Source organism: Idiomarina solivarensis, from assembly GCF_033052755.1.
In the GTDB taxonomy this organism is placed as follows: domain Bacteria; phylum Pseudomonadota; class Gammaproteobacteria; order Enterobacterales; family Alteromonadaceae; genus Idiomarina.
Genome location: NZ_JAVFHZ010000004.1, coordinates 113,632 through 140,022, shown reverse-complemented (window position 1 = coordinate 140,022; position 26,391 = coordinate 113,632). Strand labels below are relative to the sequence as shown.

Here is a 26,391-nt window from a genome sequence, read left to right as displayed (position 1 = left end):
TTCTATGGTAGATGTGTTGGCTATATTGAGGCGGCTGTGTAGAATTACCGCCTTATTCTTTTAAACATGAGATAACGAAAATGGGTCGCGCCTATCAAAACCGAAAAGAGTCTATGGCAAAAACGGCGAATGCAAAAAGCAAAGTCTACAGTCGTTACGGCCGCGAAATTTATGTTTGCGCTAAGCAAGGGGGCACTGACCCCGACGGTAACCTGGCACTGCGAGGACTGATAGACAGAGCAAAGAAAGACCAGGTCCCTGCGCATGTTATCGAAAAAGCCATCGACAAGGCTCAGGGTGGCGCGGGTGAAGACTTTTCTCCGGCACGTTATGAAGGTTATGGCCCAGGCAATTGCATGGTTATTGTTGACTGTTTAACGGATAACCCGAACCGGACGTTTGGCGATGTGCGTAACTGCTTTACCAAAAGTAAATCTAAAATAGGGGCTCAGGGCAGTGTTGCTCACTCCTTTGATCATTGTGCTATTTTTGCTTTCAAGCATGAAAGTGAAGACGAAGTGCTAGAAGCCTTAATGGAAGCTGATGTTGATGTCACGGATGTTGAGCACGAAGATGGACTGGTGACGGTATTTGCGCCTCATACAGAATACGCCGCAGCTCGTCAGGCACTCACAAGCGCTTTTCCTGAGGTTGATTTTGAGGCTGATGAAATTCAATTTTTGCCACAGGTAACCACCAGCATCAACGACGATGATCAGCCTATGTTTGAGCGTTTAATGGATATGTTGAACGACTTGGACGATGTTCAAAATATTTACCACAACGCCGAACAATAGATTGATATAGATCAACTCAGTCAATTAATAAACCTTATAAGCTTTATGGGTATTCATTAACAAGGAGTTACCCATGAAGCTTAAAGCGTTGTCTTGTGGTGTATTGTTAGGGTTGTTAAGTACCTCCGCATTAGCAAATGATTTTTCTATTAATGTTGGTGCTATCTCTGTCATGCCGGATGATAGCAGCCGTCATCTCAACGTAGTTGAAACGGTTGCTGGCCTACCTGAGAACAGTACCGGTGTTGGCGTGAATACTAATACCCAGCTTGGTCTGACGTTCGATTATGCGTTAACCAACAGCTGGACGTTAGAGTTAGTTGCAGCAACGCCGTTTAGCCATGATATTACCGGAACAGGTGCATTAGCCGGACTAAAAATAGGTAAAACGCAGCATTTACCGCCGACCTTGTTGGCTCAGTATCACTTTGACCTGAATAGCGATACCTTTAAGCCTTTTGTTGGCGTGGGAGTTAACTACACGGCTTTTTTCGATGAGCAAGTTGATCCGCAGTTGCGGTCCACATTGGACGCACTGGGTGTTGTTACTGATAGCGACGATGTTTCGCTGGCACTGAAAAACAGCTGGGGCTACGCGTTACAGGCTGGTGTTAATGTTAAGCTTAGCGAAGATTGGGGTCTGCATTTTATGGTTAGCCGCATGGATATTGATACCACCGGTGATGTTCGCGTTAACGGCACGACCATTGAAAGCGTTGATGTTGATATCGACCCCTATGTTGCTATGGCTGGCGTTCGCTATTCGTTCTAGTGTCCTTCCAGAAACTTTTGCGCCGCCCTATAGGTGGCGCTTTTTTAAAGCGACGGACAAAACTTATGTTTCAGTAACTTCATGAAAGCTTCGGTGTCCGGATCTTTTATGGAGTAATACACGGTCTGAGATTCTTTACGTATGGTGACCAAGTCTTGTTGGCGAAGTACCGCCAGGTGCTGCGAAAAAGCCGACGGACTTAAGTCGAAGTGTTGATGGAGCTCACCGACGCTTTGTTCGCCCAAAGCTAATCGACATAAAATTTGTAACCGGTGAGGATTACCTAAAGAGCGCAGGAAGCTTGCGGCATTCTGCGCTTCTTCCTGAAGCATCTCTTGTGATTCAGTAGCACTCATAGCGTCTTTATTTTCCTGCTTTTTCTAACTCACGCTCTGTTTTTAACCCTAAAACTTTTTTCATAAAAATGCTTGCAGGACAAAAACCAGTGAAAGATTGTTGAAATAAGTTTGCGCCAACAAATACCGTTAGCCATATCCAATTGGGGTGAACCCAGTAAGTTAACGCCAAGGACAACAATACCATAAAGCCGGCAAAGGCGGTTAAAGCTCTTTCGACACTCATTGTAAAACTCCTTCAGTTTTCGTATTAAAATGCATACCGCATCCGCAGATAGGCATTGTTGTTTTCAGTGAATTGTCCAAAGAAAGTATCTGAACGCTCACGGAAAAATAAGTTGAAACCAGCGCTAAAGGACCAGTTATCGTCAATACGATAATCTACTGTCGGGCGTAGGTAGCCGTCGTTCTGGTTGGGTGAAACGAAAGCGAATAATGACAGAGTGAGATCGTCGCGCTCGTCGCGCCAGGTTAAGCGTGTGGTCAATACAGTTCGAGTTTGCGCGTCACCTTTTTCAACGTAAGCCTGAAAGCCACCGGTAAAACGGGTAAACAGCTCTTGCTCATAACCTATTAATGCGCGCCAGTGATCGGCTTCTTTATGGCTATTATGGTGCGCCACTTCTGTATTAATAATGCCTGGGCCTAAGGTTCGTCGAACGGAGGCGCCCACGACAGTTAAGCGGCCGAAGGTGGGCTGATAATCTTCAGTAACCGTTTCAGGACTTTTGGTAAAACCATCGTAACCATAAAGGGCGTATTCAACACCGTTGTGATTGCGGAACAGCCTCAGGGCATATTCGTCGCGCTGGGGCTCAATGAATGTAACGCTAGGGTCATAGCCCGTTAACGCGCCTTTTAAGGGACTAAAGTAGGAGATACGTTTGCCGTTAATGTAATTGTCAGGGTCAAACTCAGGGCTCCAGACAAAATCGACGTTAAAAAGTGAAAAGTAGCTGGTGACTCGCAAAGCATCCGACGGCGCTTTCAAATACTCCTGATCGCGGCCAGTGAAAAACGATTGCCAGTCTTTTGGGAACATATCGTTCAGAAACAGATAGTCCCCGGTACCCCAGGTAAGAACCTGACGACCGACTTTTATATCGGTATTTTCAAATACCGTAAACTGCGCGTTTAACTCCCGAATTTGTCCGTGCCAGGTTTCATCAAAGCCGTCATACCAGCCGTCGGCTTTTACTGTCCAGGTAATATCTTTCCAGCGCTCGTCAAAACCCAATTGCAGTCGAGGTTCAGCAATAGACAGACGCTTGTGATAGGGGGAGGATTCAAACCGTCCGCCTATTGCCGCCTCAACAAAACCGTAGACATTAATGCCCTCGTCTTGTTCCGTAACCCAGCTCGATTCCCATTGCTCGTCTTGCCACGTGTCCTGTGCCGCCGCGCTGCACGCAATAGCAAATAAAACTGTAAAGGTTAAAATATTTCTGTGTGACATTACTGCTCTCTCAAGGTTAACCATTCAACTGGTGGATTACGCAAGCTACGTTCACTGAAAATACTGTCGGGTAAGCCAATGTTGTAAGTAATAAAACGGAACTGCATTTCAGTATTACCGCCGCCATTGAGGTCTGAGATACGTGAGTGAGTAACGGTCGGATGGCCTTGAATAGTTTCGATTTTTAGTACTTCCATTTTCCGGTAGGCTTCACCACTGTCGTTATAAAAAGTGCTTTCTACTGGTAGCATGTGTTCTTTGTTGATGACCACGTGGTAGTAGGCAAACTCGACATTGCCCGGGGTTTTGGGCGTGCCTTTCAACACGTATTGGTTGTCGGTTTCTGATAAAATTTCATAATTATCTAAAGCCGTGTCGCGGCCGGAAACATCCTCATAGAAAAAGTGTGATCCAACAAAAGAAGTGCGCTTGTCTCCAGCAGAGATACGTTTAACCAAATCCAAATCGGGTAAATATAACCAACGGTCGTCATCGCTGTTCACCTGCTTTACTACCCGGAACACCGTGTCGCGGACATCGGCGGGGCGAGAGAAAAACACCATTAAATCTTGTACACCACCGTCGGTCTTATCTTTACGCAGAATCGTAAACTGGCGCAATTGCTGTCTCCCTTGACTGTCGGTGATGATCATACGAGCAGCACTGCGCCCGTCGTCACCAGCGTAATAGGCATTAAGCTCTGCTTGTTCAACAATGTCACGGGCGCTTTTTTCTGCCCCCAGAGTATGACCGCTAAGCAGCAAAAAGGCGGTAGATACCACCGTTAGAAATACTGTTTTCATGACTGACCTCCACGAAAGATTAGGCGGCTAAAGGTTGTCATAACCGCCGGAAGCATAATAAGTGTCACTATGGCGGATATCGCCATAATGCTGGCTAAAAACAGACCCACTGTGATGTAAGGAACCAGGGGGGCGAATAACAATGGCGTAAAGCCAATAGCAATTACGATAGCGTTGCGGGAAATAGCCCGGGCGGGCTCATCAAACAGAATAACCAAGGTATCTTTCCAGTTTCCTGTTTGCTGAAAAGTTGCCCGGGTGCGCTCAATAAAGTGAATAGCGAAATCTACTGACAGTCCGAGTGTCAGCGACGACAACACAGCAATAGGCATGTCGTAGTCTTTTCCCACCCATCCGATAAGTCCGTAAATGAAGGCAATAGTGAGACTGAGCGGTAACATCGCCAACACACCGAATATCACTGAACGGAACAGCAGCACCATCATGATAAAGACCGCAATAAAGGCACTGATAAGGCTGTCTAACATGCCTTCGACCATCGCTTCTTGCCAGACAACATTAAGGTAAGCCTTGCCTGCCCAATCCATTTCTATATTGTCCGGCAATGGGTGTTTTGCCAGATAACTATCGACGGTGTTGACTACTTCGGTGACATGCTGATTATCACCGCTAGTCAGTTGTAGCCACACTAAACTCTGTTGATAGTCCGGAGTAACAAAGTGCCAAAGATCCTGAGGCCGGTGCGATGATTGATATTGCAGTAAGGTTTGGGCAACACCATTTGCATTATCGGGAAGCTCATAGTCCTTTTCTCTACCGGAACGCAATTCGCGATTGACGGTTTTTACCACATCGGTGAGGCTGTTGGACTTGCCTACCAGCCCCGTTGTCTGCAAATACCTTTGTAATTCACTCATGTACGAGAGCAGCTCGGGGCTTTGGAACACCTTACTTTTTGAATTCAGTTGTTCCAGTTCAGTCATTAGCGACTCTAATGGCTTAAGCTCATTTGCATCGACGCTAAAGAGCAAGTCGTCTACAGCAATAATCCACTGATTAAAACGAACATCTTGTTTCGCCAGTAACTCGTTTAAAACCTGACGCGAGTGCCCTGACAGAACAGGGCTGTTGAGAGTGTTCTGCACCGCATCGCGCGCTTTGCTATCAACATCCAGAGTACTTTTAAATACCATGTAGGCGTTATAAGTCCCGGCAAAATGCTTGTTCAAAACCCTGTCGGCAACGCGTATCTCGTGTCCGGGTTTAAACCAGCGAACCGGGTTATCGTTAATGGTAATTTGCTGAATTCCGTACCACGAGAAGACAAGAATCACTAAAAAGAAGGCAATCCATAGTTTGGCATGACGAGCGGCCAGGTCACCCATTTTTTGCAGCCAACCTGTTTTATGTTCGTCGTGAGTAAGCTGAGAAAAGCCTTCCAGTGTTGTTGGTTTAAGGGCAGAAATGTACGCCGGTACAAAAAGAACGGTAATAACAAAAGCCAGTAAAATACCGGAGCCAACGAAAGCGCCAAATACCTGTACTGGCGGGATGGGCGTCAGCATGAGGGAATAAAATCCAACCGCTGAGGTTATCGAGGTAAATAGCATAGGTTTGAATAAATGGCTTAATACGGCTTTAATTGTGTCCTTTGCGTTGCCGTTTTGCTTATAGCGGTCGGAAAATTCCGACATGATATGGACGGAGTCGACTACCGCTATCGGCATCAGGAAAATGGCGATCATTGAGGACATAATGTGTACGGTAAAGCCCAGAGCAATCAATGACCCCATGGTAATGAGTACGGTCGCAACCGCGACAATCATTGCTGCACTGATAAAACGCACGTTACGGAAGAAAAACCAAAGCAAGGCAAAGATAACCAGCCCGGCTATTGGCGCTGAAATACCCATCTGCACAAACATTTCAGAACCAAATTGGTCTTCAGCGACAGGTAAACCCGTGATGTACCATTCATCTTGTCCTTTTAGTGTCTCGGTTTTTTCTCGTAATTTTTCTGCCAGAGCATAGCTTTGATTTTTATCGCGAATGGGCACGTATATAGCGGCAGCCTTGGCATCACCGGCAACAATGGTGTTGTAAAGCAAGGGTAAGTCTTCCACTTGCTGCTTGATGTACTGTGCCTCGGCGTCATTTTCCGGTGGTTGTTTCATCATCCATTCAAAGCGAATGGTGCCTGGGCTTTTCTGAGTTATATTGTCGACATTCGCCAGTGACATCAGGTCATCGCTGATAACTCCGTCGAGTGATTCGGCGTAGTTAGAGAGGGTATGTAAATCGGTCAGCGTCTGTTTGTTGTAGACGCCATTGTTATTAACAACACCGACAACAATCATGTCATGCATGGAAAAGGTTTGTTTGACCTGATTATGAAAAAGGCGCTGAGGATTATTATCCGGCAGCATGTTCTCCGGATCGGTATCGATAGTAATGGACGGTATAAAAGCCGTAATGGCAATAGTGATCAGCGTCAATAACCAGAAGACGCTTTTGCGGTAACCTGTTGCCAATTTCATGATGACATCGATCATGTTAATTCCGTATTATCTAATTTAGAATAAAGCGAAATATAATCGATTATTTCTGATTTGTCACCTTTCTCGTTTTAAAAATGACAGGATGATTCCTATGACCACTCCCCATATTTCGGCTAAGGTCGGCGACTTTGCTGAGCTGTGCCTGTTTCCGGGTGATCCATTAAGGGCAAAACATATTGCTGAGACGCATTTGAGTCATGCTGAACTGATTAGTGATACACGGAATATGCTTGCCTTTACCGGTCAGTTTCGCGGTACTCCGGTGTCTGTCATGGGCTCTGGAATGGGTATGCCGTCCTGTACTCTGTACGCGCAGGAACTATTTCAACATTTTGGCGTTGAGCGCTTAGTTCGTGTTGGCAGCTGTGGCGCCGTATCGCCGAACCTTAGCTTGAGTGACCTGGTTGTGGCTCAGGGGGCTTGCACCGACTCAGCAATTAACCGGCGTTTGTTTGGTGGCTATGACTTTGCCCCCATCGCTGACTACACACTTCTAAGTGAGTTTGTTGGCTACTGTCAAAAGAAAAACCAACCGGTGGCGGTGGGTAATGTGTTCTCAACCGACTGCTTCTATCACCCCGATAAGAAGCTGGAATCCAGGCTGGAGGCTATGAATGTGTTGGCTTTGGATATGGAAGCGGCGGCGCTTTATGCCATTGCGGCCATTCATAAGAAGCAGGCACTGGCGGTTATGACCGTGTCGGATGAAATAAGAACAGGAAATGGGTTGTCGGCTAACGAAAGACAAACCGCGTTTAATAAAATGACCGAAATGACCTTGGAGAGTTTGCTGGTTTCTTGATCGTAATCAAGTTTTAATTACCTAGTCAGTAATAACCCTTTATTTCATGTGACTAATGTCGATAAACAGGCAAAATGACGCGTTTGTGGTTGCAGACTTTGCCTGTAGTGGAGTGGTTATGAAGTGGCTCGATTGGTTAACTCGCCCTGTCCAGAAGTTGTTTAATTTACTGAGCTTTAGAAGAAAATTCGGTTTCATCGGATTCTTATTGTTCCTTCCGGTTATTGTGTTGAGCGCCTTAATGGTCAATGACTCGTTGGATAAAGCCCATCAAGTTGAGCAAAAACAGCAGGTCTCTCAGTATTGGTCTGAGTTTCGGGGATTGTTAGAGCATATTGCGATGCACCGGGGCATGACCGGAAGCGACGCACAGCGGGGGGAATTTTCAAATGAAATTAACCGTTCGGTGCAGGCGGTTAACCGCCATTTAAGTTCGCTTGAGGCGTTGCAAAAGAAACATGGTTTTCTATCAGCTGCAGACATTGCTCAACTAAGCAGGGAGTGGCAACAACTCAACGGTTCTACAGGGCAATTTAAGCGACATTCTGAGTTACTTAATTACACCAAATCCCTATTAAAAAAACTCAGCACACACTCACAGCAGCTACTGGAAAGTGATTTAGCCAGTCTTTACCTTGCACGGTTAGCGGTGGAAGAACTCCCCCAATTAGTTGAATACAGCGGCCGCTTAAGAGGTCTGGGGGCACAATGGTTAAGTGGGCAGGGTAGCGCAGAGCTGCAACAGACGGTCACAACCTTAAGTTATGTATTAGAAAGCCAGGTTGAGGACTTTGTCGGTATCGTAAAGAATTTATCCGAGGAAACAAACAATAGCGCTCTGTTGAAACAAGCTGAAGCCGCTGAACAGCAACTCACGCTATTTAGTGAGACGGCTTCGCGTCGATTGTTGAACCGCCAAATGGCAGCGGGCGATTTTTTCCGGGAAGGCACTGCAGCCATAGGGGCTCTATTTGGTTTCTATGACAGCGTCATTCCTGCCTACCAAAACAGGCTAGAACAACGCGCTGCTAAACTAGACAGCATCGTCTGGACCAATATTGCGCTGCTGCTGGGCGTTTTGCTGCTACAATTGCTGCTCTTCACAAGCTTGTATTTGGGTATTCGCCGGGCTGTCTCCGCGAATATCGAAATGGCTAAGCAGTTGGCTAATGGCGACCTGAACAGCCTGGGCACTACAGAGGGCAACGATGAACTTTCAAAAATCACCTACTACTTAAATTCGGTCGCCATAGAAACCAGTTATTCAGTCGATGCTATACGTAAGTCGAGCGACGGCATGGACCGGCTGGGTGATGGAAACTACCAAGCCATAAAAGAATTGGCCGAGCGTGCTAAAGCCCAGGCGGCACAAATGCAAAGTGCCGCTGCGGCGGTAGAGCAAATGACTGCTGCAATTAGTGAAGTGTCGGAATCGACGCAAAAGGCGGCGACGGAGGCAGATAACACTTTAGTGTCGGCGCGAAATGGTCAGCAGGTGGTTGATACCATGGTCGCTGCTATTCAACAATTAGAGCAGGAAGTGTCGGAGTCTCAGCAAGTCATAAAAACCTTGTCGGAAGACAGCCAGGCCATCTCGAAGATCCTGCTGACCATTAACGACATTGCCGATCAGACGAATTTGCTGGCGCTGAATGCCGCGATTGAGGCAGCCCGAGCTGGAGAGTCCGGGCGTGGATTCGCTGTGGTTGCTGATGAAGTCAGACAATTGGCGCAGCGGGTACAGGCATCAACCGGCGAAATACAAAATGTGATTGGTCGGCTTGAAACCAACACCAATAATGCCGTTCACTCTATGGAACGCAATAAAACACTGGCTGGTGAAAACGTGGAGCAGGCGAACAAGGCATCAAATTCGTTAACAGACATTGTTGAAAATGTCGGTGTTATTAATGATTTAAATATTCAGATAGCCTCCGCAGCGGAAGAGCAGTCAGCGGTGACTATGAATATCCAGGAGAACATCAACTCGCTGTCAGAAAGTGCCAGAGTTGTGGATGAACGCTCGCAGGAAGCATTAGAAAGCTCTGCCCAGTTAACGACGTTAGGCGGTGAGATTAAATCCCTGGGTGATCGCTATTACATTGAAGAGGACGTTATAGAGCGGCGTCTATCGGAACAGGATGTCCTGATTGAATGGTCATCGAAACTCGATGTGGGAATTGAAGAAATTAACCGTCAGCATCAGCGTTTAATTTACATTGCTAATGAGCTGTACCGACTGAAGCTTCGGGATGGTGATCAGCACGCGCTGCAACGTCTGGTGGACTCCTTAATAAACTACACAGCAACGCACTTTAACTACGAAGAGTTGCTGATGGAACGGAACGGCTATCCCGACTTAGAAAACCATAAACTGAAACACCGCGACTTAGTGCAGGACGTGATGCGGTTCAAGCATCGGGTTGATAACCACGAGGACGTGATTGATGAGTTGCTGGAGTTTGTTAAAGCCTGGCTAATGAATCACATTATGAAAAGCGATATGGCGTACAAAGGGCATCTGAACAGCAAAGGTATTCGCTAATCGTTACCGTATTATAGCCCCAGGCTAATCACAGGGGCTTTTTCACTTTCCTGTCTATGAACAAAGTCGTCTTTATTGGAAAGGTTACGCCAGTTTGCGGCCACCAGGCTTTGTCCGGTGGCACCGCCCAGGCTGTTACCAGGTCCCAGCAGCAATAATTTATCAGGAGCAAACTCTCTTAACGCAACGGTAATGGCTTTAGTGTAGTCGTAATACTCGGTTACCTGATGGCCAAAGGTGTAGTTTTGCAGTGCATTCAAATCACATCCGGGCGGCTCCCAAATGACACCCCGACCATCTATCAATGGGAGTTCGGGCTGTCGGAAATAGTGCGAGTTCCATACCGCTAATGCTTGTTCTGATGCTGCTTTCATTAGCGGCGAATGGAACGCCGCATGGCCAGGCAGAATCATAGGGAAACGGTCATCGACCGGCTCCAACGCTTTACTGGCTGCGTTAATTGCGTTCTCAGTGCCCGCCAGCAATACGTAGCCACCGTAACGAATCGATAAGAACAATTCTCCGGCATGTTTCATCAGTAATTGACTTACTGCCTGTTCCCGCGTTTTGTCCGGTTGCCATTGTTCGTTCATTACGGGGTAGATCAGTTGCGCGCCTTCAGCTTCCGCGGTGCGCTTTGCCATATCGGTGACAATCGACATTGCGTTATCAGCTTTCCATACACCGGCGCAGGCCAGAGCGGTATACCAACCCATAGAATTTCCGGTAACGGCAACAATCTCGTACTCTTCCGGGTTGACCGTTTTAAAGTCGGCATAACCAGCGGCAAAAATTAAAGCGGCGGAGTTCTCCGGCTTTAAATGCAATCGGCGATCAAATTTACTTTTTTGGTCCAGTTCGGAAACGCTAAGCAGTCCTTCGTTTTCCCGAACCTTGTCCAGGCTGGAAATAAGCCTATTTTGCTGTGGCAAATGGCGGTGGCTGATAGAGCCTAACTCAGGCTTGTTGTAACCACCACGACCGGGACAGACGATAACGGCAGTTTGTTTCATTGGCCTAAATGCTCCTGTAAATAATTAAGAATATCCGCCTTTCCGGGCAGTACTTTATAAGCGGCGGAACCCAAAGGAATAAAGCTGTCTTTAGCGGTAATGCGATCAATACGCTGCCAGTCACTCTGGTGTTCATGCAGGGCTGTGAATAGCTCTTCACTTAATGACCCCCGGTTGCGACACTCATCGACAATGAGAATGTGCTTTGTTGAACCAATCGCATCTATGATTTTCTCAATGTCCAATGGAACTAAGTAACGCAAATCGAGAATGCGAATGCGCTTTTCACAGGACAGTTCCTGGCACGCCTGTCGACTTAAGTAATAGCCGTTACCATAGGTGATGATGACCAGTTCGTCGCCTTCACCATAGTGAGCCGGTTCACCCAAAGCGGGCAGAGGAGTATTTGCCTGCGGAAATTCACGCAGCCAGCCTTTATCACCCTCTTCAAGCAAATCCCGAGTCATGTAAAGCGCTATGGGTTCTAAGAAGATCACCAAGCGCTTTTGGCAATGAGCCAGTTGCACGGCCTGTCGCATCATTAATACGGCGTCGTATCCGTTCGATGGGCACATAACAATAACGCCCGGAATGTCGCGGAACACGGCAAAAGAGTTGTCATTGTGAAAGTGGCCACCAAACCCTTTTTGATAGGCAAGGCCGGCAATACGAAGCACCATGCCGTTGTGATACTGACCATTAGAGAAAAAGGGCAAGGTTGCAGCTTCGCCTCGGATTTGGTCTTCGGCATTGTGCACGTAAGCCAAAAATTGTATTTCCGGTATGGGTAGAAAACCTTGTTGAGCCATACCCATCGCCAGCCCAAGAATGCTTTGTTCATCCAGTAAGGTGTTGACTACACGGTTTGCACCAAATTGCTCAACCAAATGGTGAGTCACATGATAAACGCCGCCTTTTTTCGCGACATCCTCACCAAACACCACCGTGTTCTGATAGCGGGCCAATATTTCATGCAGTGCCCAGTTGATCATCTTACCTAAGGGTTGAGGCTTTTTTATGTTGTGTTTGTCGAAGGCGAACAGCGCTTGCTGTTGTTTATTATCGAGCGCGTCAGCGTCATTGCACTGGGTTTTCGGAATAATAGAGGCCATGACCGAATCTGCCGATTCGAGCCGCGGACGGCTGGAGGCTTCGGCTCCGACTCTATGAATACGTTGTAACCAACAGTGTGCTTTTTCCGCCAATTCAGCACCAGAACACGCACCACGCTCTATAACCTGAGCGGCAGTTTGTAACAGCACATCCGTTTCAAAGCTTTGCTCTATCGACTCAGTGCTTCGGTAGGCAACCTCGGCGTCGGCACCCGCATGCCCGAAAAAGCGCTGCGTTTTTAAATGCAAAATAGCGGGTTTTCGTGTGCGCCTGATATATTCGGCCGCCTGACAGGCTACTGCGTATGATTCACTGACATTGGCACCGTCTGCAAAGTAATACCGTATTGACGGGTAATTCTGAAGTTGCTGAGCGGTCCAACCATGGGGTGTCGATGTAGAAATGCCGATGCCATTGTCTTCGCAGACGTAAAGTATCGGCATTGGCATGCCCTGGTACGCGCTCCAGCCGGTGGCATTAAGTGCGCCTACGGCAGTGGAGTGGTTTGCAGAGGCATCACCAAAGTTACACAGCACAATAGCATCGTGCGGCCAGTGGCCTTCTTGTTTGAGTCGTTTGCTTAATCCAATAGCGTAGGCGGTGCCCATGGCTTTGGGTAAATGCGACGCAATGGTGGAGGTTTGCGGTGGTATATTCAGCGCTAAACTGCCCAGTACTTTGTGGCGACCGCCGGAGATTGGGTCATCACTGGATGCGCAGAACGACAGCATTAAGTCATACAAAGAGTGCGCACCGTCGGACTGTTTGGCGCGTTGCAAGAAAAAGGCCCCGCTTCGGTAGTGCAGGAACGCGGGGTCGGTTATCCGCAGTGCTGCCGCAATGGCTGCATTACCTTCGTGCCCGGCACTGCCAATGGTATAGAAGCTTTTGCCTTGTTTTTGCAAACGTCGTGATTCTATATCGGTGAACCGGCTGAGCACCTGACTGTGAAACAGAGCAAATAAATCGGCATCACTTAAGCTGGAAGGGTGCGATGCAGGCGCAGGTAAGTCTTCCTGCGCCAGTCGCTCCATGAAGTCCTGTTGCCAGCCCTCAATATCGCAACGCATGGTAACCCTCGCTATTAAAACGCAGGAATGTCGGTCTGAGAACGACCTAAAATCAGCGCGTGAATATCGTGGGTACCCTCGTAGGTATTCACCGCTTCTAAGTTCATTACATGGCGAATAACGTGGTACTCGTCGGCAATGCCGTTGCCACCGTGCATGTCTCTCGCCTGACGGGCAATGTCCAGTGCTTTGCCGCAGCTGTTACGTTTAATCAGCGAGATGGCAATGGGGCTCAGAGTGCCGTTATCGAGCTCACGACCGGCCTGTAAGCAACCCAGTAAGCCCAGACTGATTTCGGTTTGCATGTCGGCCAATTTTTTCTGTATTAACTGGTTAGCCGCCAGTGGACGACCAAACTGGCTGCGTTCTAACGTATACTGTCGCGCTGCGTGCCAACAGAATTCTGCCGCACCCAGCGAGCCCCAGGCTATGCCGTAACGGGCTTTATTGAGGCAGCTAAAGGGGCCTTTTAGACCTTTCACTTCCGGGAAAATATGGTCTTCTGAAACTTCTACACCGTCCATGACTATTTCGCCGGTTATGGACGCGCGCAGAGAGAATTTACCGTCAATTTTCGGTGCGCTCAGACCTTTCATACCTTTTTCCAGCACAAAGCCTCTAATTTCACCGTCAAGTTTCGCCCAGACCACGAATACGTCGGCGATAGGCGAGTTGGTTATCCACATTTTTGAACCCGACAGCACGTAACCGTTATCAGTGCGCCTGGCGGTGGTGCGCATACTGGCGGGGTCTGAGCCGGAGTCCGGTTCTGTTAAACCAAAACAACCAACCCATTCGCCGGTTGCCAGTTTCGGTAAGTATTTTTTACGCTGTGCTTCACTGCCAAACGTGTAAATAGGGTGCATGACTAAAGAGGACTGAACACTCATGGCACTGCGGTAGCCGCTGTCGACACGCTCAATTTCGCGGGCAATAAGACCGTAACTAACGTGGTTTACACCGCTGCCGCCGTATTCTTCTGGTAAAGTTGCGCCTAATAGACCCATCTCACCCAGCTCGTTCATAATATTGCGATCAAAGTTCTCGTTGCGGTTGGCTTCCAGCACGCGCGGCATGAGCTTTTCCTGAGCATACTGATGAGCGCTTTGCTGAATCATTTTCTCTTCATCGGACAAAGCGTTTTGCCAGTTGAGAGGATCGGACCAATTAAAACCAGCGGATGACATGTAACCTCCTGAAATAGCGTTATGCGACGCGGCGCTCTAAGGCATTTAAATTGTTAATGGTCAAAATAGACTGCTTGGTATCGATAAGGGATTGCTCCTTTAACGAGGTAAAAATACGACTGACGGTTTCAACAGCCAAACCCAGATAGTTGGCAATGTCCGTCCGTGTCATTGGCAGTCGGTATTCATTGCGAGACAAGCCATGTTGATGCATATGCGTACTGATTGAAAGCAAAAAAGCGATGACTTTTTGTTCAGCGCTGGTATTCACGACGTTGAGGTAGTGCTTACTGCAGTTGGCTAAGCGCCGACTCATTAGCTGCAGGAGATTATTTTCGACTTTGGGCAGCTCTTGAGCGAAGAGTTTATTTAATTTAATTTCGCAGAGCATCGAGGTCTCTAACGTTTCGCAGTAGGTGGCGGCTTTACCGCTGGCCAAGGCTTCCAGACCGACAATATCGCCCACCAGGTGGAAACTGGTGATTTGCTGCTTGCCATTGCTGTCTATGGTGTAGCATTTGACTGAACCGCTTTTTATGGCAAATACCGAGTTCAGGGCGCGATCTTCGCTATAAACCACGCTGCGCTTATTATAAAGGTGTGGCTCGCGGCTACTTTTGTCGAGAATTTCAACGTCGCTGGGAATTAAGCCCGCCGGGACGCAAATCGATTGCATACTGCATTGGCTGCATTGAATTGGGGTACGCATAGTCATCTCATCTACTGAATTATTGATCTGGTTCACTATACAAAACCCTCCTGATGATTTATCTACCTCTAAAGAGAGAGGCCGTTACCTCTTTGCTTGTAGAATGTCGACGGCTTCAACCGGACAGACCACGTAACAGTTGGGCGTATCGTAATAACCTTCGCACTCTACGCACTTGTCCTGATTCACTTCGTAAATACTGTCGCCCATAGCAATAGCCTCGGTTGGGCACTCTGGCTCGCAAATATCACAGTTAATACAACTCTCGTTAATGACAATCATGCCACTTTTCTCACCGCTGTTTCTTTGACTAGAAAACAATAAGGAATGTCGTTCGCCTCTATCGTGACTGGCGTCTGTATTTTTACTTGGTAGCCTGAGCCGGGTGCCCGGATCATGGCTTCGTCTTTCACTGACTCCATGCGCGCTAACTGAAACCGATAATTTCCTTTCGGCGTCATTAGCAATAGATCGTCACCAATAGAGAATCCATTTTTCACCGCCACTGAGTAAATTGACTGGCTGTTTTCGGAACCATGCAGTTGACCCACTAGGATATGTTCGCCTTCACTGTGCGAACGTTCGTAGTTTTGCAGATCTTGTGGGGTATGACGTTGCAGGAAGCCAGCGGTAAATCCGCGGTTGGCCATACCGTTTAACTCGTTCAGCAGTTCGGTATTAAAGGGTTTACCGGCAATAGCGTCGTCAATTGCGCGGCGGTAGACCTGAGCGGTTCGTGCAATGTAATAGTCTGATTTGGTACGGCCCTCAATTTTTAGCGAGTGCACGCCCATTTCAACCAAGTCGTTGACGTACTCTACAGCACGCAGATCTTTGGAGTTCATAATATAGGAACCGTGCTGGTCTTCATCCAGTAGCATCAAGTCCTGTGGTTGTTTGGGATCACCAAGAAGTACCGGCTCATATTGACCGACCGCATTTTCCTTAGCTTCGTGAACTTCGTAACCCCAACGGCACGCATTGGTACAGGCGCCCTGATTTGGGTCGCGCTTGTTCATATAACCTGATAGCAGGCAGCGGCCGGAATAAGCCATACATAAAGCACCATGAACAAAGACTTCAATCTCAATACCCGGCACCTGCTGGCGCATTTCTGCAATTTCTTTTAAGCCGAGCTCGCGCGACAAAATAACGCGTTCAATGCCTTGTTGTTGCCAGAATTTCAGTGCGGCCCAGTTAATGGTATTGGCTTGTACGGATAAATGCAGGGGTTGTTGCGGGAAATTCTGCTGCAGCAGCATGACCACACCCGGGTCAGAAACAATCAGCGCATCGGGCTTCATTTCGACAATGGTGCGTATGTGATCAACAAAGTTCGTCAATTTGGCGTTATGCGGCGCAATGTTGACCACAACGTAAAAGCGCTTTCCCTGTTGGTGGGCTTCGTTAATGCTTTCACCTAAATTCTTCAGGGTAAAACTGTTGTTGCGTACTCTTAGACTGTAACGGGGTTCGCCGGCATAAACGGCATCCGCACCATAAGCAAAGGCCATGCGCATAGCATCGGGGCTACCGGCAGGGCAAAGCAATTCGGGACGGAAATAAGCGGCTGACATAAAACACCTGTTTGACCAAAGTGGCGGCAAAGATTAGCAGAATTTTCATAAGCAAAAGTTGATGCATATCAAGGGCTGTGGCGCACAAATACCCCCTTAGTGGTAGTTTGGGCCCTCTCTTCAAGGGAATTTCGCTCTATAGCGGGCTCTACTAAGCTGTGCACACTACGCCGAGCTACCGGCTCTAAGCCCTTTCGTTAAGGGTATGAACGGTACGCCGTGGCAATTCAGCCACCAGGGTGCTCTTGGAAACGACAGTACCTCCCGAACTTGGAAAGGTGTGATATGCAACAACTAAAAGATCGCTTCAAGCGTCGCTTTACCTATTTGCGTCTGTCATTGACTGAAAGCTGCAACTTCCGCTGTGATTATTGCTTGCCCGATGGCCCCGACTGCAGCTCTCGTAAATATGAAATCACCCTGCCGGAAGTACGTCGTTTGGTAACCGCTTTCGCCAAACTGGGCACGACCAAAATTCGTTTAACGGGTGGTGAGCCTTGCCTGCGTAAAGATCTCACTGACATTATCGCCACCTGTAAGTCCGTACCGGGCATTGAGAAAGTCGCTATTACCACTAACGGTTATCGCATGAAGCGCGACTTACCCGCGTGGCGCGATGCGGGACTGGACGCAATTAATGTGAGCGTCGACAGTCTTGACCCCAGCACTTTCCATTTGGTGACCGGACAAAACAAGTTGCCGGAAATTATTGAAGGTATCGATCAGGCGGTTGATATGGATTTTGCCAAGGTAAAGGTCAACACAGTGCTGTTAAAACAATACAACGGTGGTGAGCTACCCGAATTTCTGAAGTTTATTAAAGACCGAAACGTGGCACTGCGCTTTATTGAGCTGATGCGTACCACCGACAATACGGAGTACTATAAGCGTCATCATGTGAGCGGCGATACCATTAAACAAGAGCTTCTGTCCGACGGCTGGTCCCTTACCTCAAAGGCCGACAATGCAGGTCCTGCGCAAGAGTTTGCACACCCTGATTATAAAGGAAAAATGGGGCTGATCATGCCGTATAGCAAAGACTTTTGTGATGACTGTAACCGCTTGCGTGTTTCCAGTCTGGGTCAACTGTTCTTGTGCTTGTTTACCGAACAGCATCAGGACATTCGCAAGTACTTGCAAAGTGATGATCCTGAACCGTTAATCAACGCGCTGCAGGACAACATCATGCTTAAAAAAGCAACTCATGGCCTGCACGAGAATAACAGCGGAGCGACACGCCATCTGGCGATGATAGGTGGTTAACATGTCGAGTGCTTCTTTCAGTTGTATTCTGCTGGCTGGCGGACGTTCTTCACGTATGGGGCAGGATAAAGCTTTGTTGCGTTTCGGTTCGGTCAGTTTGCTGGAGCACATGCAGACTAAATTGTCAGATCTTGGCTGCCAGGACATTCTTATCAGTCGCAATCAGCCGGGCTTCATCTCTGACATTATTCCCGAACAAGGACCTCTTTCAGGCTTACACGCCTGCCTTGCACATTGCCAGTTTAACAAAGTACTGGTGGTGCCGGTGGATATGCCGGCGTTAACCGCGACTACCTTGCTGCCACTGCTGAACGTGGAAGCGTCAGCGGCTTATTATCGGGACTGTGCGCTGCCTTGTGTGCTAACAAACAGCAGCGAGTTGCAGGCAGACATAAACCAGCAATTGGCCGTTGATAATGGCCGACGTTCGGTTTTTGCCTTACTGCAAAGGCTCAATGCAACGGCCTTACCGTGTCACCACGAAGCGCAACTTATCAATACCAATACCCCACAACAATGGTCGCAATTATGTCAAATTCAGGACCAGACTCAGGAGTGGAAGCATGAAAGCCAATAAATCATTTAAACCGCTGAATATTGCTGTCGTGACTTTCTCCGACAAACGCAAGCGGGCGGATGACAGCACCGGCGACCTACTGCAGCAACTGATAGAAAATGATGGGCACAAGGTCACCGAACGCAAGGTCTTGCCGCACGACAAGTACCGGATTCGGGCATTGATCAGTCAGTGGATAGCTGACGAAGATATTCAGGTTGTGGTAACCAACGGGGGCACTGGGTTTGCGGTAGATAATGTAACGCAAGATGCTCTGATGCCGTTGCTGGACCGGCATATTGACGGGTTCGGGGAGTTGTTCAGGCAGCTTTCTTTTGCTGATATCGGCACATCCAGTATGCAGTCACGCGCTTTTGCTGGACTCGCAAACCGAACCTTAGTGGCGTCAGTACCGGGCTCTGGCGGCGCTGCACAATTGGCCTGGGATAACTTGCTGGGCCCGCAGCTGGATTCCCGGCAGGGCCCCTGTAACTTCGTTGGCCATCTATCTTAAGGAAAAATTATGAGTGAATTAACCCATCTGAATCAGCAGGGTGAAGCCCATATGGTGGATGTTGCTGACAAGGCCACAACCACACGCATAGCGGTGGCGCAAAGCAGGTTACGCAGTCGTACCGACGTTATTGAACTGCTGGAAGCGGCCGCTGCAAAAAAAGGCGATGTTCTGGCTACTGCTCGTATTGCGGGCATTATGGCCGCTAAAAAGTGCAGTGAACTGATTCCTCTGTGTCATCCGCTGGCCTTAACTAAAGTCACTATCGACTTTGAGCTTGATCGCGACAAAGGGGAAGTTCGCATTCAGAGCTTATGCAAGGTGACGGGAACGACAGGGGTAGAAATGGAAGCACTAACAGCGGCTTCGGTTGCTGCTTTGACCGTCTACGATATGTGCAAGGCGGTGGATCCGGCAATGGTGATTACTGATACCTGTCTGCTGGAAAAAGAAGGCGGCAAAAGAGGCCACTGGACCAGAGGAGGTACGCCACTGTGATAACCGTAAAATTTTTTGCTGTCTTGCGGGAGCGCCTGGGACTGGCTGAAACGCAGATTAATGCGGATGTCGGTACGGTGCAAGAGTTGGTGCAGGTGTTAAAGCTGCAGTCCGACCGCTACGCCAAAGAGCTGGAGCGTTATCAGTTGCTTTGTGCCGTTAACCAGAACTTATTGCCGCTAAGTACCGAAGTGAAAGATGGTGATGAAGTGGCGCTGTTTCCACCGGTCACCGGCGGCTAGGGGTCATTGATGAGTATCTATGTTCGGGTTCAGTCGGAAGATTTTGATTTAGCCGCGGAGTACCAGCGCCTTGCACAGAACCACCATTGCGGTGCGGTGGTGACGTTTACGGGGTTAGTTCGGGATTTTGCCGAAGGCGGCTTGTGTGGTCTTGAGCTTGAGCATTACCCGGGAATGACTGAAAAGGCGTTAACTGCCATTGCGGAAGAGGCCGGGGAGCGCTGGAATCTTAAAGGGGTCACGGTGATTCATCGAGTCGGTTATCTGGCTCTGAATGAACAAATTGTTATGGTGGCGGTTGCCAGCGGACACCGTCAGGCAGCGTTCTCAGGGGCTAGCTTTATTATGGATTACTTAAAAACACAGGCGCCATTTTGGAAGAAAGAACACACAGAATCAGGTGAGCACTGGGTAGAAGCTAAGGAAAGTGATCAACAAGCCGCGAAGCAATGGAGTCAGCAGCAGTGAGACTCTGGATGTTGTCCTTGTTGTTGTTATCGTCGTCGGTATGGGCGGTGGATCTGACCATAGCCGCCGCATCCAGTTATCGACCCTTGTTGACGGAGCTGGCAGCAGAGTTTGAGCAACGAGAGGGTGTTTCATTGCGTCTGGTGTTTGCCTCCTCGGGCAAGCTGGCTACGCAAGTTCAGCATGGCGCGCCGTACGATCTCTATTTTTCTGCCGATGACAATTACCTTCAGCATTTACAGCAAGCTGGTTATTTAAGCGGTGATGCGATCACCGACGGTTATGGGCAGTTGGTTTTGTGGAGCGCTAAAGCTGGAACGCTGCCCGACTCCGTTGAGCAATTGGCGGGGATGAAGTCTGTGACTCTGGCCATAGCACAGCCGCGTCATGCGCCTTTCGGTAAGGCGGCGATGCACTTTTTAGAAGGCCATCAGCTTGCCGATGCTGTTCAGGGGCAATTGGTTTACGCGGAAAATGTCGCTCAGGCGGCACAAATGGCGTTAACCGGTGCGGCGGATATGGCGTTAGTTGCGCTCTCGGTACTACCGGTTGAGCAACGCAATAACAACCAGATGCTGCTATTGCACATGACCGATAACTTTTTATTAAAGCAGTCTCATGCGGTGCTGAAGCGGGCAAAGAATAAAACGCTGGCAAAACAGTTTAGCCAGTTCACGCAACTGCAGGAGTTTGATCAACTCAAACGGAAGCATGGATTAATAACAGGAACCACCAATGAGTAGTGCCGACTGGCAGGCTGTTGTATTAACCCTCCAGTTAGGAGCGTTCAGTACAATTATTTTATTGCTACTGGCAACCCCCATTGCCTGGTGGCTGGCAAATCAACGCAGCTGGCTGGCGGCTCCGGTTCAGGCAATCGTGGCTTTGCCGCTGGTATTGCCACCAACGGTACTGGGTTTCTATCTGTTAATCTGGCTAGGGCCTAACGGCTTTATTGGTTCCACGCTGGAATCCTGGGGCTTAAATCACCTGGCGTTCAGTTTCGAAGGCATTCTCATCGGTTCGGTTATTTATTCCTTACCTTTTGCGGTGCAACCACTGGTTGAATCTTTTCGGCAACTGGGCAAAGAGCCTCTGGATGTTGCGGCAACCTTGGGTGCCGGATGGTGGCGACGTTTCTGGACCATAGTATTGCCGTCCTGCCAGGGTGGGTTCTTAATTGCGGCGACACTGAGCTTTGCTCATACCTTAGGTGAATTCGGCGTTATTTTGATGTTGGGCGGGAGCATTCCCGGAGAAACGCAAGTTCTCTCGGTGCTCATTTACGACCACGCTGAAGCGATGAATTACGATGCTGCCGAACGGCTGTCTCTTGGGTTGTTACTTTTTGCCTTTACCGTCCTGGTCGCCGTTTACGCCTGGCAGAAAAGAACTCTGAGTCGAGGCCGATTATGCTAACGGTCAATATTGAACAGCGGCAAGGCGATTTTTGTCTACAACTGGCGCACAGCTTCGCCGACGACCGGGTAACCGCAATTTTCGGTCCTTCAGGCTGTGGTAAAAGCACCTTACTACGTGCTATTGCTGGTTTAACGCAAGGGTTGAAGGGCAGTGTACGCTGGCGTGATGCAGTCTGGCATTCGCGCAAGTGCCGCTTAAATCCGGAAAAGCGGGGTTTGGCTCTGGTGTTTCAACAGGCTCATTTGTTTACCACGATGTCAGTTGAAAATAACTTACGCTACGGCATGCCAAAGCGTGTCGATGAAAATGAACTGACGATTGGCTTTGCTGAAATTGTCGATATGTTGTCGCTGCAGGAATTATTGCAGCGCAAGCCCGAGCAGCTTTCCGGAGGACAGCAACAGCGTGTCGCTATTGGTCGGGCGTTGCTGTCACAGCCTCAGTTACTGTTGCTCGATGAACCGATGAATGGTTTGGATGCCGCGGCGAAAAAACAAATTTTGACCGACTTGCGGCGCATACAGACCCGCTTTCGTCTACCCATGCTACTAGTGTCGCATCATGTTGAGGAAGTGGTGCAGCTGGCTGATGACGTGGTGATCATGGCCGAAGGGAAAATGCTCTCCAGTGGTACATTGCAGACTCAAATTGATTCATTAGCAGGGCACAGTGAAGGACCATTGTCGGTATTATCAGTAACGCCTCCAGACAAGCTGACAGGCCGATTCAATGCGGCCGATGAGTTGCTTGCCTGGCAGTTAGCGGATCAACAACTTTGGTTACCGGTAAATGCTGCGATCGATGCGGCTGGTGCGACGGCAAAGAGTCGGGCAGGGCGGTTACTTGTGTGGGCACGTGATGTCAGTATTGCGACTGAATACTTGCCTAATACCTCGCTAACGAATCAAATTGCCGCACGCATTATTGATTTTGAGCCTGCTAAGCATATTGCTGAAACGGTCGTTGTCTTGACGGTTGGTGATGAAATATTACGGGCATTGGTGACCAACGCGTCCGTGAAACGCTTGAACTTACAACTGCAACAACAGGTTTACGCTTCATTTAAAGCGGCGGCTATGCATTAAGAAAACGGTAGGCAAAGCGGTTAAGCCTTTCGGTTCGTGTATTTGCCCCTAACTCAATTTCAATAAAAGACACTTTCTTTGTTTGTGCTAACGCCTGTTCAATGGCGTCCTCAAGTTGCTGATGTTGATTTACAGAATAGTAGTCGCAGTTCATGCTTTGGCTCAGTTGCTGGTAATTCCAGCCGTTCAGGTTGGTGCACTCAAGCTGAGGAGAAAAAGCCTGGATCATGTCCCAGCAGCGATTATTGAAGAGCACAATAATGGGGGCATACCCGTGTCGCTGAAAATGACCCAACTCCAGCCCGGTCATCAGAAAGGCGCCATCGCCAACCAACACCATCGGGCGCATTCCGGTCGCTGCCTGAATGCCGTAAGCAGCGGGAATTGCATAGCCCATAGACGCGTAGTAGGCGGGCGCAAGGCAAAGACTGGGCTCAGCCTGCAGCGAGGCAAAAAGACAATCTCCGACATCGGTAACAAAGGGAACGACCTGTTCACTCTCGGTCAGTTGTTGGTGAATGGTTCGCATAACATTGTCGGCATTAAAGGTATCGTCATAGGAACAATTGGCAATTGCTACATCAGAATAGTGATACGCTGGCAGGCTGCTTTGCTCCAATTTACGGAATAGCTTATCGAGCCGCACATGGTGGTAAGCACTTTTCTCAATATGACAATGATTTTGCTGGATATCGACCAGCTTTTCGCTGCTAAAAAGCGGGTTATGGGCGGCAAAATTACTATCGGTGCGAATAACTCCTGCGGCTATGATCAAATCGGACTGCTGTAAAAGTTGATACGTTTGAGTGTCGGCGTCATCAAGAAAAATACCAGCGAAATTAGGGTGTGTGTGATCAATCACAGCACGACCAAGAAAGGTGGTGATAATCGGAATGCCGGTATTGCTGCTAAAGCTCTCCAATGCAGCAGAAGCATTAAAGCGGCGCACATCAATACCGGCTAGAATGACCGGCTTTTCAGCTTTGCTTAAACGTTTCCTGAGCTGTGTGGATAGGCTGGCCAACTCCGTATCCGGCATGTCCGGCAAGGCCATGATCTTCGCCGGTTTCACGGTGAAGTCGAAGGCGCTCCGCGCAACTTCGATTAATACCGGTCGAGAGTATTTACGGCAGGCACTCAATGCTTTTTGCAGTTGTTCGGTTGCGGTTGCCGGCGTGTTAATGCGCACTTGGCAACACGTCACTTGCTCGTAGATGAGCCGTTGCGAGTCAACCTGCTTAGCCTGATGGTGAATGCTTAAGCCACGGTCAATTTCTTTTTGATCTGGAAACCCCGCAATGACAATCAGTGGAACATGCTCTTCATAAGCTTGGGCAACTGAGTTAACGGCGTTGAGCGCACCTGCACCATAGGTGAGAAACACCGCGGCAGGGCGGTTGCAAATTCGAGCCGCTGCATCTGCGCAGAAAGTAATGGCAGGCTCGTGGCTGAGGTAATGAAACGGCATGCGTTGGCGACTTTGAATGTCGGCCAGTAACGGCAGAATAAAATCGCCCGGAATACCGAACAGTTCGTTTATCCCCAGTTCTTCAAGTTGATCTAATAGTACGTCTGTAAATTTCATGGACACCCTCCCCGAAGGAACAGTGTCCATGTTTTGAGTCAGACTGAATTGATGCTAATCAATATTTATCGCAACAGCGTGGAAAAGGGTAGAACGGTCACTTCCTCACCGGCTTTTACCGTGTCGCGTTCTTGTTCCAGTCGAATAAAGCAGTTGGCGCGTCGAAACGTGCTGAGCACTGCTGAGCTTTGTGAGCCCGCGCTACTGACTGTCAGTTGTCCCGCCTTATTTTGCTCAAGCCAGCCACGCTGGAAATCGGCGCGGCCCGGGCGTTTTTTCAAACCTTCTGCGGCAACTGCCTGATAAGCGTCACTGCTGATGTGTTTTTCGCCGGCCAGATGCTTCAACACCGGTTGAGCCAATTGGTCCATCGTCACCGCAGCGGCGACCGGGTTGCCCGGCAAACCAAAGAACCAGGTGTTTTTCAGCTTACCAAAGGCAAAAGGTTTACCGGGCTTCATAGCCACTTTCCAGAAAGAAACAGAGCCCAGTTGTTCTAATGCCATTTTAGTAAAGTCAGCATCGCCCACTGAAACACCGCCGCTGGTAATAACAGCATCGCAACTTTGTGTCGCATCTTCTAATGCCTGGCTAATAGCGTCTAAATCATCATTGAGACGCCCCAGGTTCACAACGTCAACGCCCAGTTTTTCTAGCATGGCGATTAATAAATAGCGATTGCTGTCATAAATTTGTCCACTTTTTAGTTTGTCGCCCGGTGCAACTAATTCGTCGCCCGTTGAGAACACGGCCACTTTGGGTTTACGAAAAACGGCCACTTCAGCAATGCCGAGTGATGCCAGTAAACCAATGTCGACAGCACTTAGGCGGGTACCGGTAGGAATCACTTCTTCGCCTAACGCAATATCACTGCCGCGGCGGCGAATGTTGTCATTTTCCGGAACGTCTTGTAACACGGTAATTTCACTATGGTCCGAATTGGCTTCGGTATTTTCCTGAATAACAACAGCATCCATGGAATTGGGTATGGGGGCGCCAGTCATAATACGAACACAACCGTTTTCTGGTATGTCGTCGTTAAAAGGGTGGCCTGCGGCCGCAACCCCAACAACTGTTAAACTAGCGCCTTTGCTGGCTTCACTGCTGCGTACGGCGTAACCGTCCATTGCTGAATTGTCGTAACCGGGTACATCCAATGTTGAATTCACGGGGCGGTTCACAATGCGCCCCAGCGCTTGCGGCAGTTCCACCGTTTCTTTGTCGGTTATTTTTGAAACGGTATTGAGCATGTTCTCTAGTGCCTGCTCAACAGGCATTAGCGACGGGTTACTCATATCTATTCACCTTGTTGATTGACCATCCAGACTGCGGCTTCAACACGGGAGCGCAAGCCCAGCTTTTTCAATAAGTGTTTAACGTGAACCTTAACCGTGCCATCGGAAATATCCAGTTCGCGGGCAATGACTTTGTTGCTCATGCCTTTGGCAATTAAGCTTAAAATTTCATGTTCACGGTTGGTTAAAGTGCTTAATTGAGACGTTGCCGATTGGGTCGGTTGACGTAAAGCCGTTGCCAGTATTTCGGTAATGGCTTCACTTAACACCATTTTTCCGGTAACGGCACGGTGGATCTGTTCCAACAGCAGCTCGGGCTCCATATCTTTTAGTAGGTAGCCATCCGCACCATTGGTAATCGCTGCAACGACATCGTCATCGGCATCACTGACTGTGAGCATAATAATGCGCGAGGTGACTCCGGAGTCTCTGAGTCTTTTGAGGGTTTCTATGCCATCCATGCCATGCATGTTGAGATCAAGAACAATAAGATCAGGATCATGCTCTACTGCTAAAAGCAGAGCATCAGGTCCATTGCTGGCCTCTGCAACAACGGTCATGTCATCTTCCATTGCAATCAGCTGCTTTAGTCCTTTTCGCAGCAGTGGATGATCGTCCACTAGCATAATGCTGGCCGCTTCGGTTGTCATAGTTTTCTCCCTTGTTGGTTTAACTCGATTAGTTTGACATAGCTCGTGTATAAATTCAGCGCACATAAGCGGAACTTACACCTTTGAGTAAAAA

General features: G+C 48.7%; 27 protein-coding genes and 1 riboswitch. Of the genes, 13 read left to right on the top strand and 14 right to left on the bottom strand.

Annotated features, from left to right (window positions below):
• The first annotated feature begins 80 nt into the window (after nucleotides 1-80).
• Both RBK99_RS08215 and RBK99_RS08210 read left to right on the top strand, forming a co-directional pair.
• Nucleotides 81-797 (top strand): YebC/PmpR family DNA-binding transcriptional regulator, encoded by a 717-nt coding sequence (locus tag RBK99_RS08215; RefSeq protein WP_317504119.1) that lies wholly within the window; start codon nucleotides 81-83, stop codon nucleotides 795-797.
• A gap of 73 nt (nucleotides 798-870) precedes the next feature.
• Nucleotides 871-1,569 (top strand): OmpW/AlkL family protein, encoded by a 699-nt coding sequence (locus RBK99_RS08210; RefSeq protein ID WP_317504118.1) that lies wholly within the window; start codon nucleotides 871-873, stop codon nucleotides 1,567-1,569.
• Between the two features lie 44 nt (nucleotides 1,570-1,613).
• Here RBK99_RS08210 and RBK99_RS08205 read toward each other — a convergent pair whose 3' ends face one another.
• The 5 genes from RBK99_RS08205 to RBK99_RS08185 are packed head-to-tail and all read right to left on the bottom strand — an operon-like array spanning nucleotide 1,614 to nucleotide 6,697.
• Nucleotides 1,614-1,925 (bottom strand): ArsR/SmtB family transcription factor, encoded by a 312-nt coding sequence (locus RBK99_RS08205; protein ID WP_317504117.1) that lies wholly within the window; start codon nucleotides 1,923-1,925, stop codon nucleotides 1,614-1,616.
• 7 nt (nucleotides 1,926-1,932) lie between these two features.
• Nucleotides 1,933-2,151, bottom strand: a complete 219-nt coding sequence (locus RBK99_RS08200) for a YgaP family membrane protein (protein ID WP_317504116.1) — start codon at nucleotides 2,149-2,151, stop codon at nucleotides 1,933-1,935.
• A gap of 24 nt (nucleotides 2,152-2,175) precedes the next feature.
• Nucleotides 2,176-3,381: a hypothetical protein gene (locus tag RBK99_RS08195; RefSeq protein WP_317504115.1), complete on the bottom strand. Its 1,206-nt coding sequence runs from the start codon at nucleotides 3,379-3,381 to the stop codon at nucleotides 2,176-2,178.
• Nucleotides 3,381-4,184 (bottom strand): outer membrane lipoprotein-sorting protein, encoded by an 804-nt coding sequence (locus RBK99_RS08190; RefSeq protein ID WP_317504114.1) that lies wholly within the window; start codon nucleotides 4,182-4,184, stop codon nucleotides 3,381-3,383. The genes RBK99_RS08195 and RBK99_RS08190 overlap by 1 nt, the downstream gene beginning before the upstream one ends.
• On the bottom strand, nucleotides 4,181-6,697 hold the full coding sequence (locus RBK99_RS08185; RefSeq protein WP_317504113.1) for an efflux RND transporter permease subunit: 2,517 nt from the start codon (nucleotides 6,695-6,697) through the stop codon (nucleotides 4,181-4,183). Before RBK99_RS08185 ends, RBK99_RS08190 begins: the two co-directional genes overlap by 4 nt.
• 97 nt (nucleotides 6,698-6,794) lie before the next feature.
• Here RBK99_RS08185 and deoD point away from each other — a divergent pair, with 97 nt between their 5' ends.
• Nucleotides 6,795-7,505: a purine-nucleoside phosphorylase gene (deoD, locus tag RBK99_RS08180; protein ID WP_317504112.1), complete on the top strand. Its 711-nt coding sequence runs from the start codon at nucleotides 6,795-6,797 to the stop codon at nucleotides 7,503-7,505.
• A gap of 118 nt (nucleotides 7,506-7,623) precedes the next feature.
• Nucleotides 7,624-10,050 carry a bacteriohemerythrin gene (locus RBK99_RS08175; RefSeq protein ID WP_317504111.1) on the top strand — a complete coding sequence of 809 codons (2,427 nt, stop codon included), beginning with the start codon at nucleotides 7,624-7,626 and terminating at the stop codon, nucleotides 10,048-10,050.
• 11 nt (nucleotides 10,051-10,061) lie between these two features.
• Here RBK99_RS08175 and RBK99_RS08170 read toward each other — a convergent pair whose 3' ends face one another.
• The 6 genes from RBK99_RS08170 to RBK99_RS08145 all read right to left on the bottom strand — a co-directional run bounded on the left by RBK99_RS08170 (nucleotide 10,062) and on the right by RBK99_RS08145 (nucleotide 16,719).
• A complete protein-coding gene (locus RBK99_RS08170) occupies nucleotides 10,062-11,063 on the bottom strand; it encodes a malonyl CoA-ACP transacylase (protein ID WP_317504110.1) in 1,002 nt (333 codons plus the stop codon).
• Complete coding sequence (locus RBK99_RS08165) at nucleotides 11,060-13,246, bottom strand: thiamine pyrophosphate-dependent enzyme (protein WP_317504109.1); 2,187 nt, start codon at nucleotides 13,244-13,246, stop codon at nucleotides 11,060-11,062. Before RBK99_RS08165 ends, RBK99_RS08170 begins: the two co-directional genes overlap by 4 nt.
• Nucleotides 13,247-13,260: 14 nt before the next feature.
• The gene (locus RBK99_RS08160; protein WP_317504108.1) at nucleotides 13,261-14,433 is read right to left on the bottom strand and encodes an acyl-CoA dehydrogenase; all 1,173 of its coding nucleotides are present in this window, start codon (nucleotides 14,431-14,433) and stop codon (nucleotides 13,261-13,263) included.
• A gap of 19 nt (nucleotides 14,434-14,452) precedes the next feature.
• Nucleotides 14,453-15,142 (bottom strand): helix-turn-helix domain-containing protein, encoded by a 690-nt coding sequence (locus tag RBK99_RS08155; RefSeq protein ID WP_317504107.1) that lies wholly within the window; start codon nucleotides 15,140-15,142, stop codon nucleotides 14,453-14,455.
• 84 nt (nucleotides 15,143-15,226) lie between these two features.
• Nucleotides 15,227-15,424: a 4Fe-4S binding protein gene (locus RBK99_RS08150; protein WP_317504106.1), complete on the bottom strand. Its 198-nt coding sequence runs from the start codon at nucleotides 15,422-15,424 to the stop codon at nucleotides 15,227-15,229.
• On the bottom strand, nucleotides 15,421-16,719 hold the full coding sequence (locus RBK99_RS08145; RefSeq protein WP_317504105.1) for a peptidase U32 family protein: 1,299 nt from the start codon (nucleotides 16,717-16,719) through the stop codon (nucleotides 15,421-15,423). The genes RBK99_RS08150 and RBK99_RS08145 overlap by 4 nt, the downstream gene beginning before the upstream one ends.
• A gap of 156 nt (nucleotides 16,720-16,875) precedes the next feature.
• Nucleotides 16,876-17,016, top strand: a riboswitch (molybdenum cofactor riboswitch).
• On the opposite strand from RBK99_RS08145, the gene moaA reads away from it, so the two are divergent.
• The 9 genes from moaA to modC all read left to right on the top strand — a co-directional run bounded on the left by moaA (nucleotide 17,005) and on the right by modC (nucleotide 22,767).
• Nucleotides 17,005-17,982 carry a GTP 3',8-cyclase MoaA gene (gene moaA / locus RBK99_RS08140; protein ID WP_317504104.1) on the top strand — a complete coding sequence of 326 codons (978 nt, stop codon included), beginning with the start codon at nucleotides 17,005-17,007 and terminating at the stop codon, nucleotides 17,980-17,982. It overlaps the preceding riboswitch by 12 nt.
• Nucleotide 17,983: 1 nt before the next feature.
• Nucleotides 17,984-18,559 carry a molybdenum cofactor guanylyltransferase gene (gene mobA, locus RBK99_RS08135; protein WP_317504103.1) on the top strand — a complete coding sequence of 192 codons (576 nt, stop codon included), beginning with the start codon at nucleotides 17,984-17,986 and terminating at the stop codon, nucleotides 18,557-18,559.
• Complete coding sequence (locus RBK99_RS08130; protein ID WP_317504102.1) at nucleotides 18,546-19,052, top strand: molybdenum cofactor synthesis domain-containing protein; 507 nt, start codon at nucleotides 18,546-18,548, stop codon at nucleotides 19,050-19,052. The genes mobA and RBK99_RS08130 overlap by 14 nt, the downstream gene beginning before the upstream one ends.
• Nucleotides 19,053-19,061: 9 nt before the next feature.
• Nucleotides 19,062-19,550, top strand: coding sequence for a cyclic pyranopterin monophosphate synthase MoaC (gene moaC / locus RBK99_RS08125; RefSeq protein WP_317504101.1), 489 nt, complete (start codon nucleotides 19,062-19,064; stop codon nucleotides 19,548-19,550).
• Nucleotides 19,547-19,792 carry a MoaD/ThiS family protein gene (locus RBK99_RS08120; RefSeq protein WP_317504100.1) on the top strand — a complete coding sequence of 82 codons (246 nt, stop codon included), beginning with the start codon at nucleotides 19,547-19,549 and terminating at the stop codon, nucleotides 19,790-19,792. The genes moaC and RBK99_RS08120 overlap by 4 nt, the downstream gene beginning before the upstream one ends.
• Before the next feature lie 9 nt (nucleotides 19,793-19,801).
• On the top strand, nucleotides 19,802-20,260 hold the full coding sequence (gene moaE / locus RBK99_RS08115) for a molybdopterin synthase catalytic subunit MoaE (RefSeq protein WP_317504099.1): 459 nt from the start codon (nucleotides 19,802-19,804) through the stop codon (nucleotides 20,258-20,260).
• Nucleotides 20,242-21,003, top strand: a complete 762-nt coding sequence (modA, locus tag RBK99_RS08110) for a molybdate ABC transporter substrate-binding protein (RefSeq protein ID WP_317504098.1) — start codon at nucleotides 20,242-20,244, stop codon at nucleotides 21,001-21,003. Before moaE ends, modA begins: the two co-directional genes overlap by 19 nt.
• Nucleotides 20,996-21,679 (top strand): molybdate ABC transporter permease subunit, encoded by a 684-nt coding sequence (modB, locus tag RBK99_RS08105; protein WP_317504097.1) that lies wholly within the window; start codon nucleotides 20,996-20,998, stop codon nucleotides 21,677-21,679. Before modA ends, modB begins: the two co-directional genes overlap by 8 nt.
• Nucleotides 21,673-22,767, top strand: coding sequence for a molybdenum ABC transporter ATP-binding protein (modC, locus tag RBK99_RS08100; protein ID WP_317504096.1), 1,095 nt, complete (start codon nucleotides 21,673-21,675; stop codon nucleotides 22,765-22,767). The genes modB and modC overlap by 7 nt, the downstream gene beginning before the upstream one ends.
• Here modC and RBK99_RS08095 read toward each other — a convergent pair.
• The 3 genes from RBK99_RS08095 to narL all read right to left on the bottom strand — a co-directional run bounded on the left by RBK99_RS08095 (nucleotide 22,757) and on the right by narL (nucleotide 26,297).
• Nucleotides 22,757-24,352, bottom strand: a complete 1,596-nt coding sequence (locus RBK99_RS08095; RefSeq protein WP_317504095.1) for a thiamine pyrophosphate-binding protein — start codon at nucleotides 24,350-24,352, stop codon at nucleotides 22,757-22,759. The two genes, modC and RBK99_RS08095, sit on opposite strands and share 11 nt — an antisense overlap.
• A 65-nt stretch (nucleotides 24,353-24,417) precedes the next feature.
• Entirely contained in the window at nucleotides 24,418-25,647 is a 1,230-nt protein-coding gene (gene moeA, locus RBK99_RS08090; RefSeq protein WP_317504094.1) for a molybdopterin molybdotransferase MoeA, read from the bottom strand.
• A gap of 2 nt (nucleotides 25,648-25,649) precedes the next feature.
• Nucleotides 25,650-26,297, bottom strand: a complete 648-nt coding sequence (gene narL, locus RBK99_RS08085; protein WP_317504093.1) for a two-component system response regulator NarL — start codon at nucleotides 26,295-26,297, stop codon at nucleotides 25,650-25,652.
• Nucleotides 26,298-26,391: the final 94 nt, after the last annotated feature.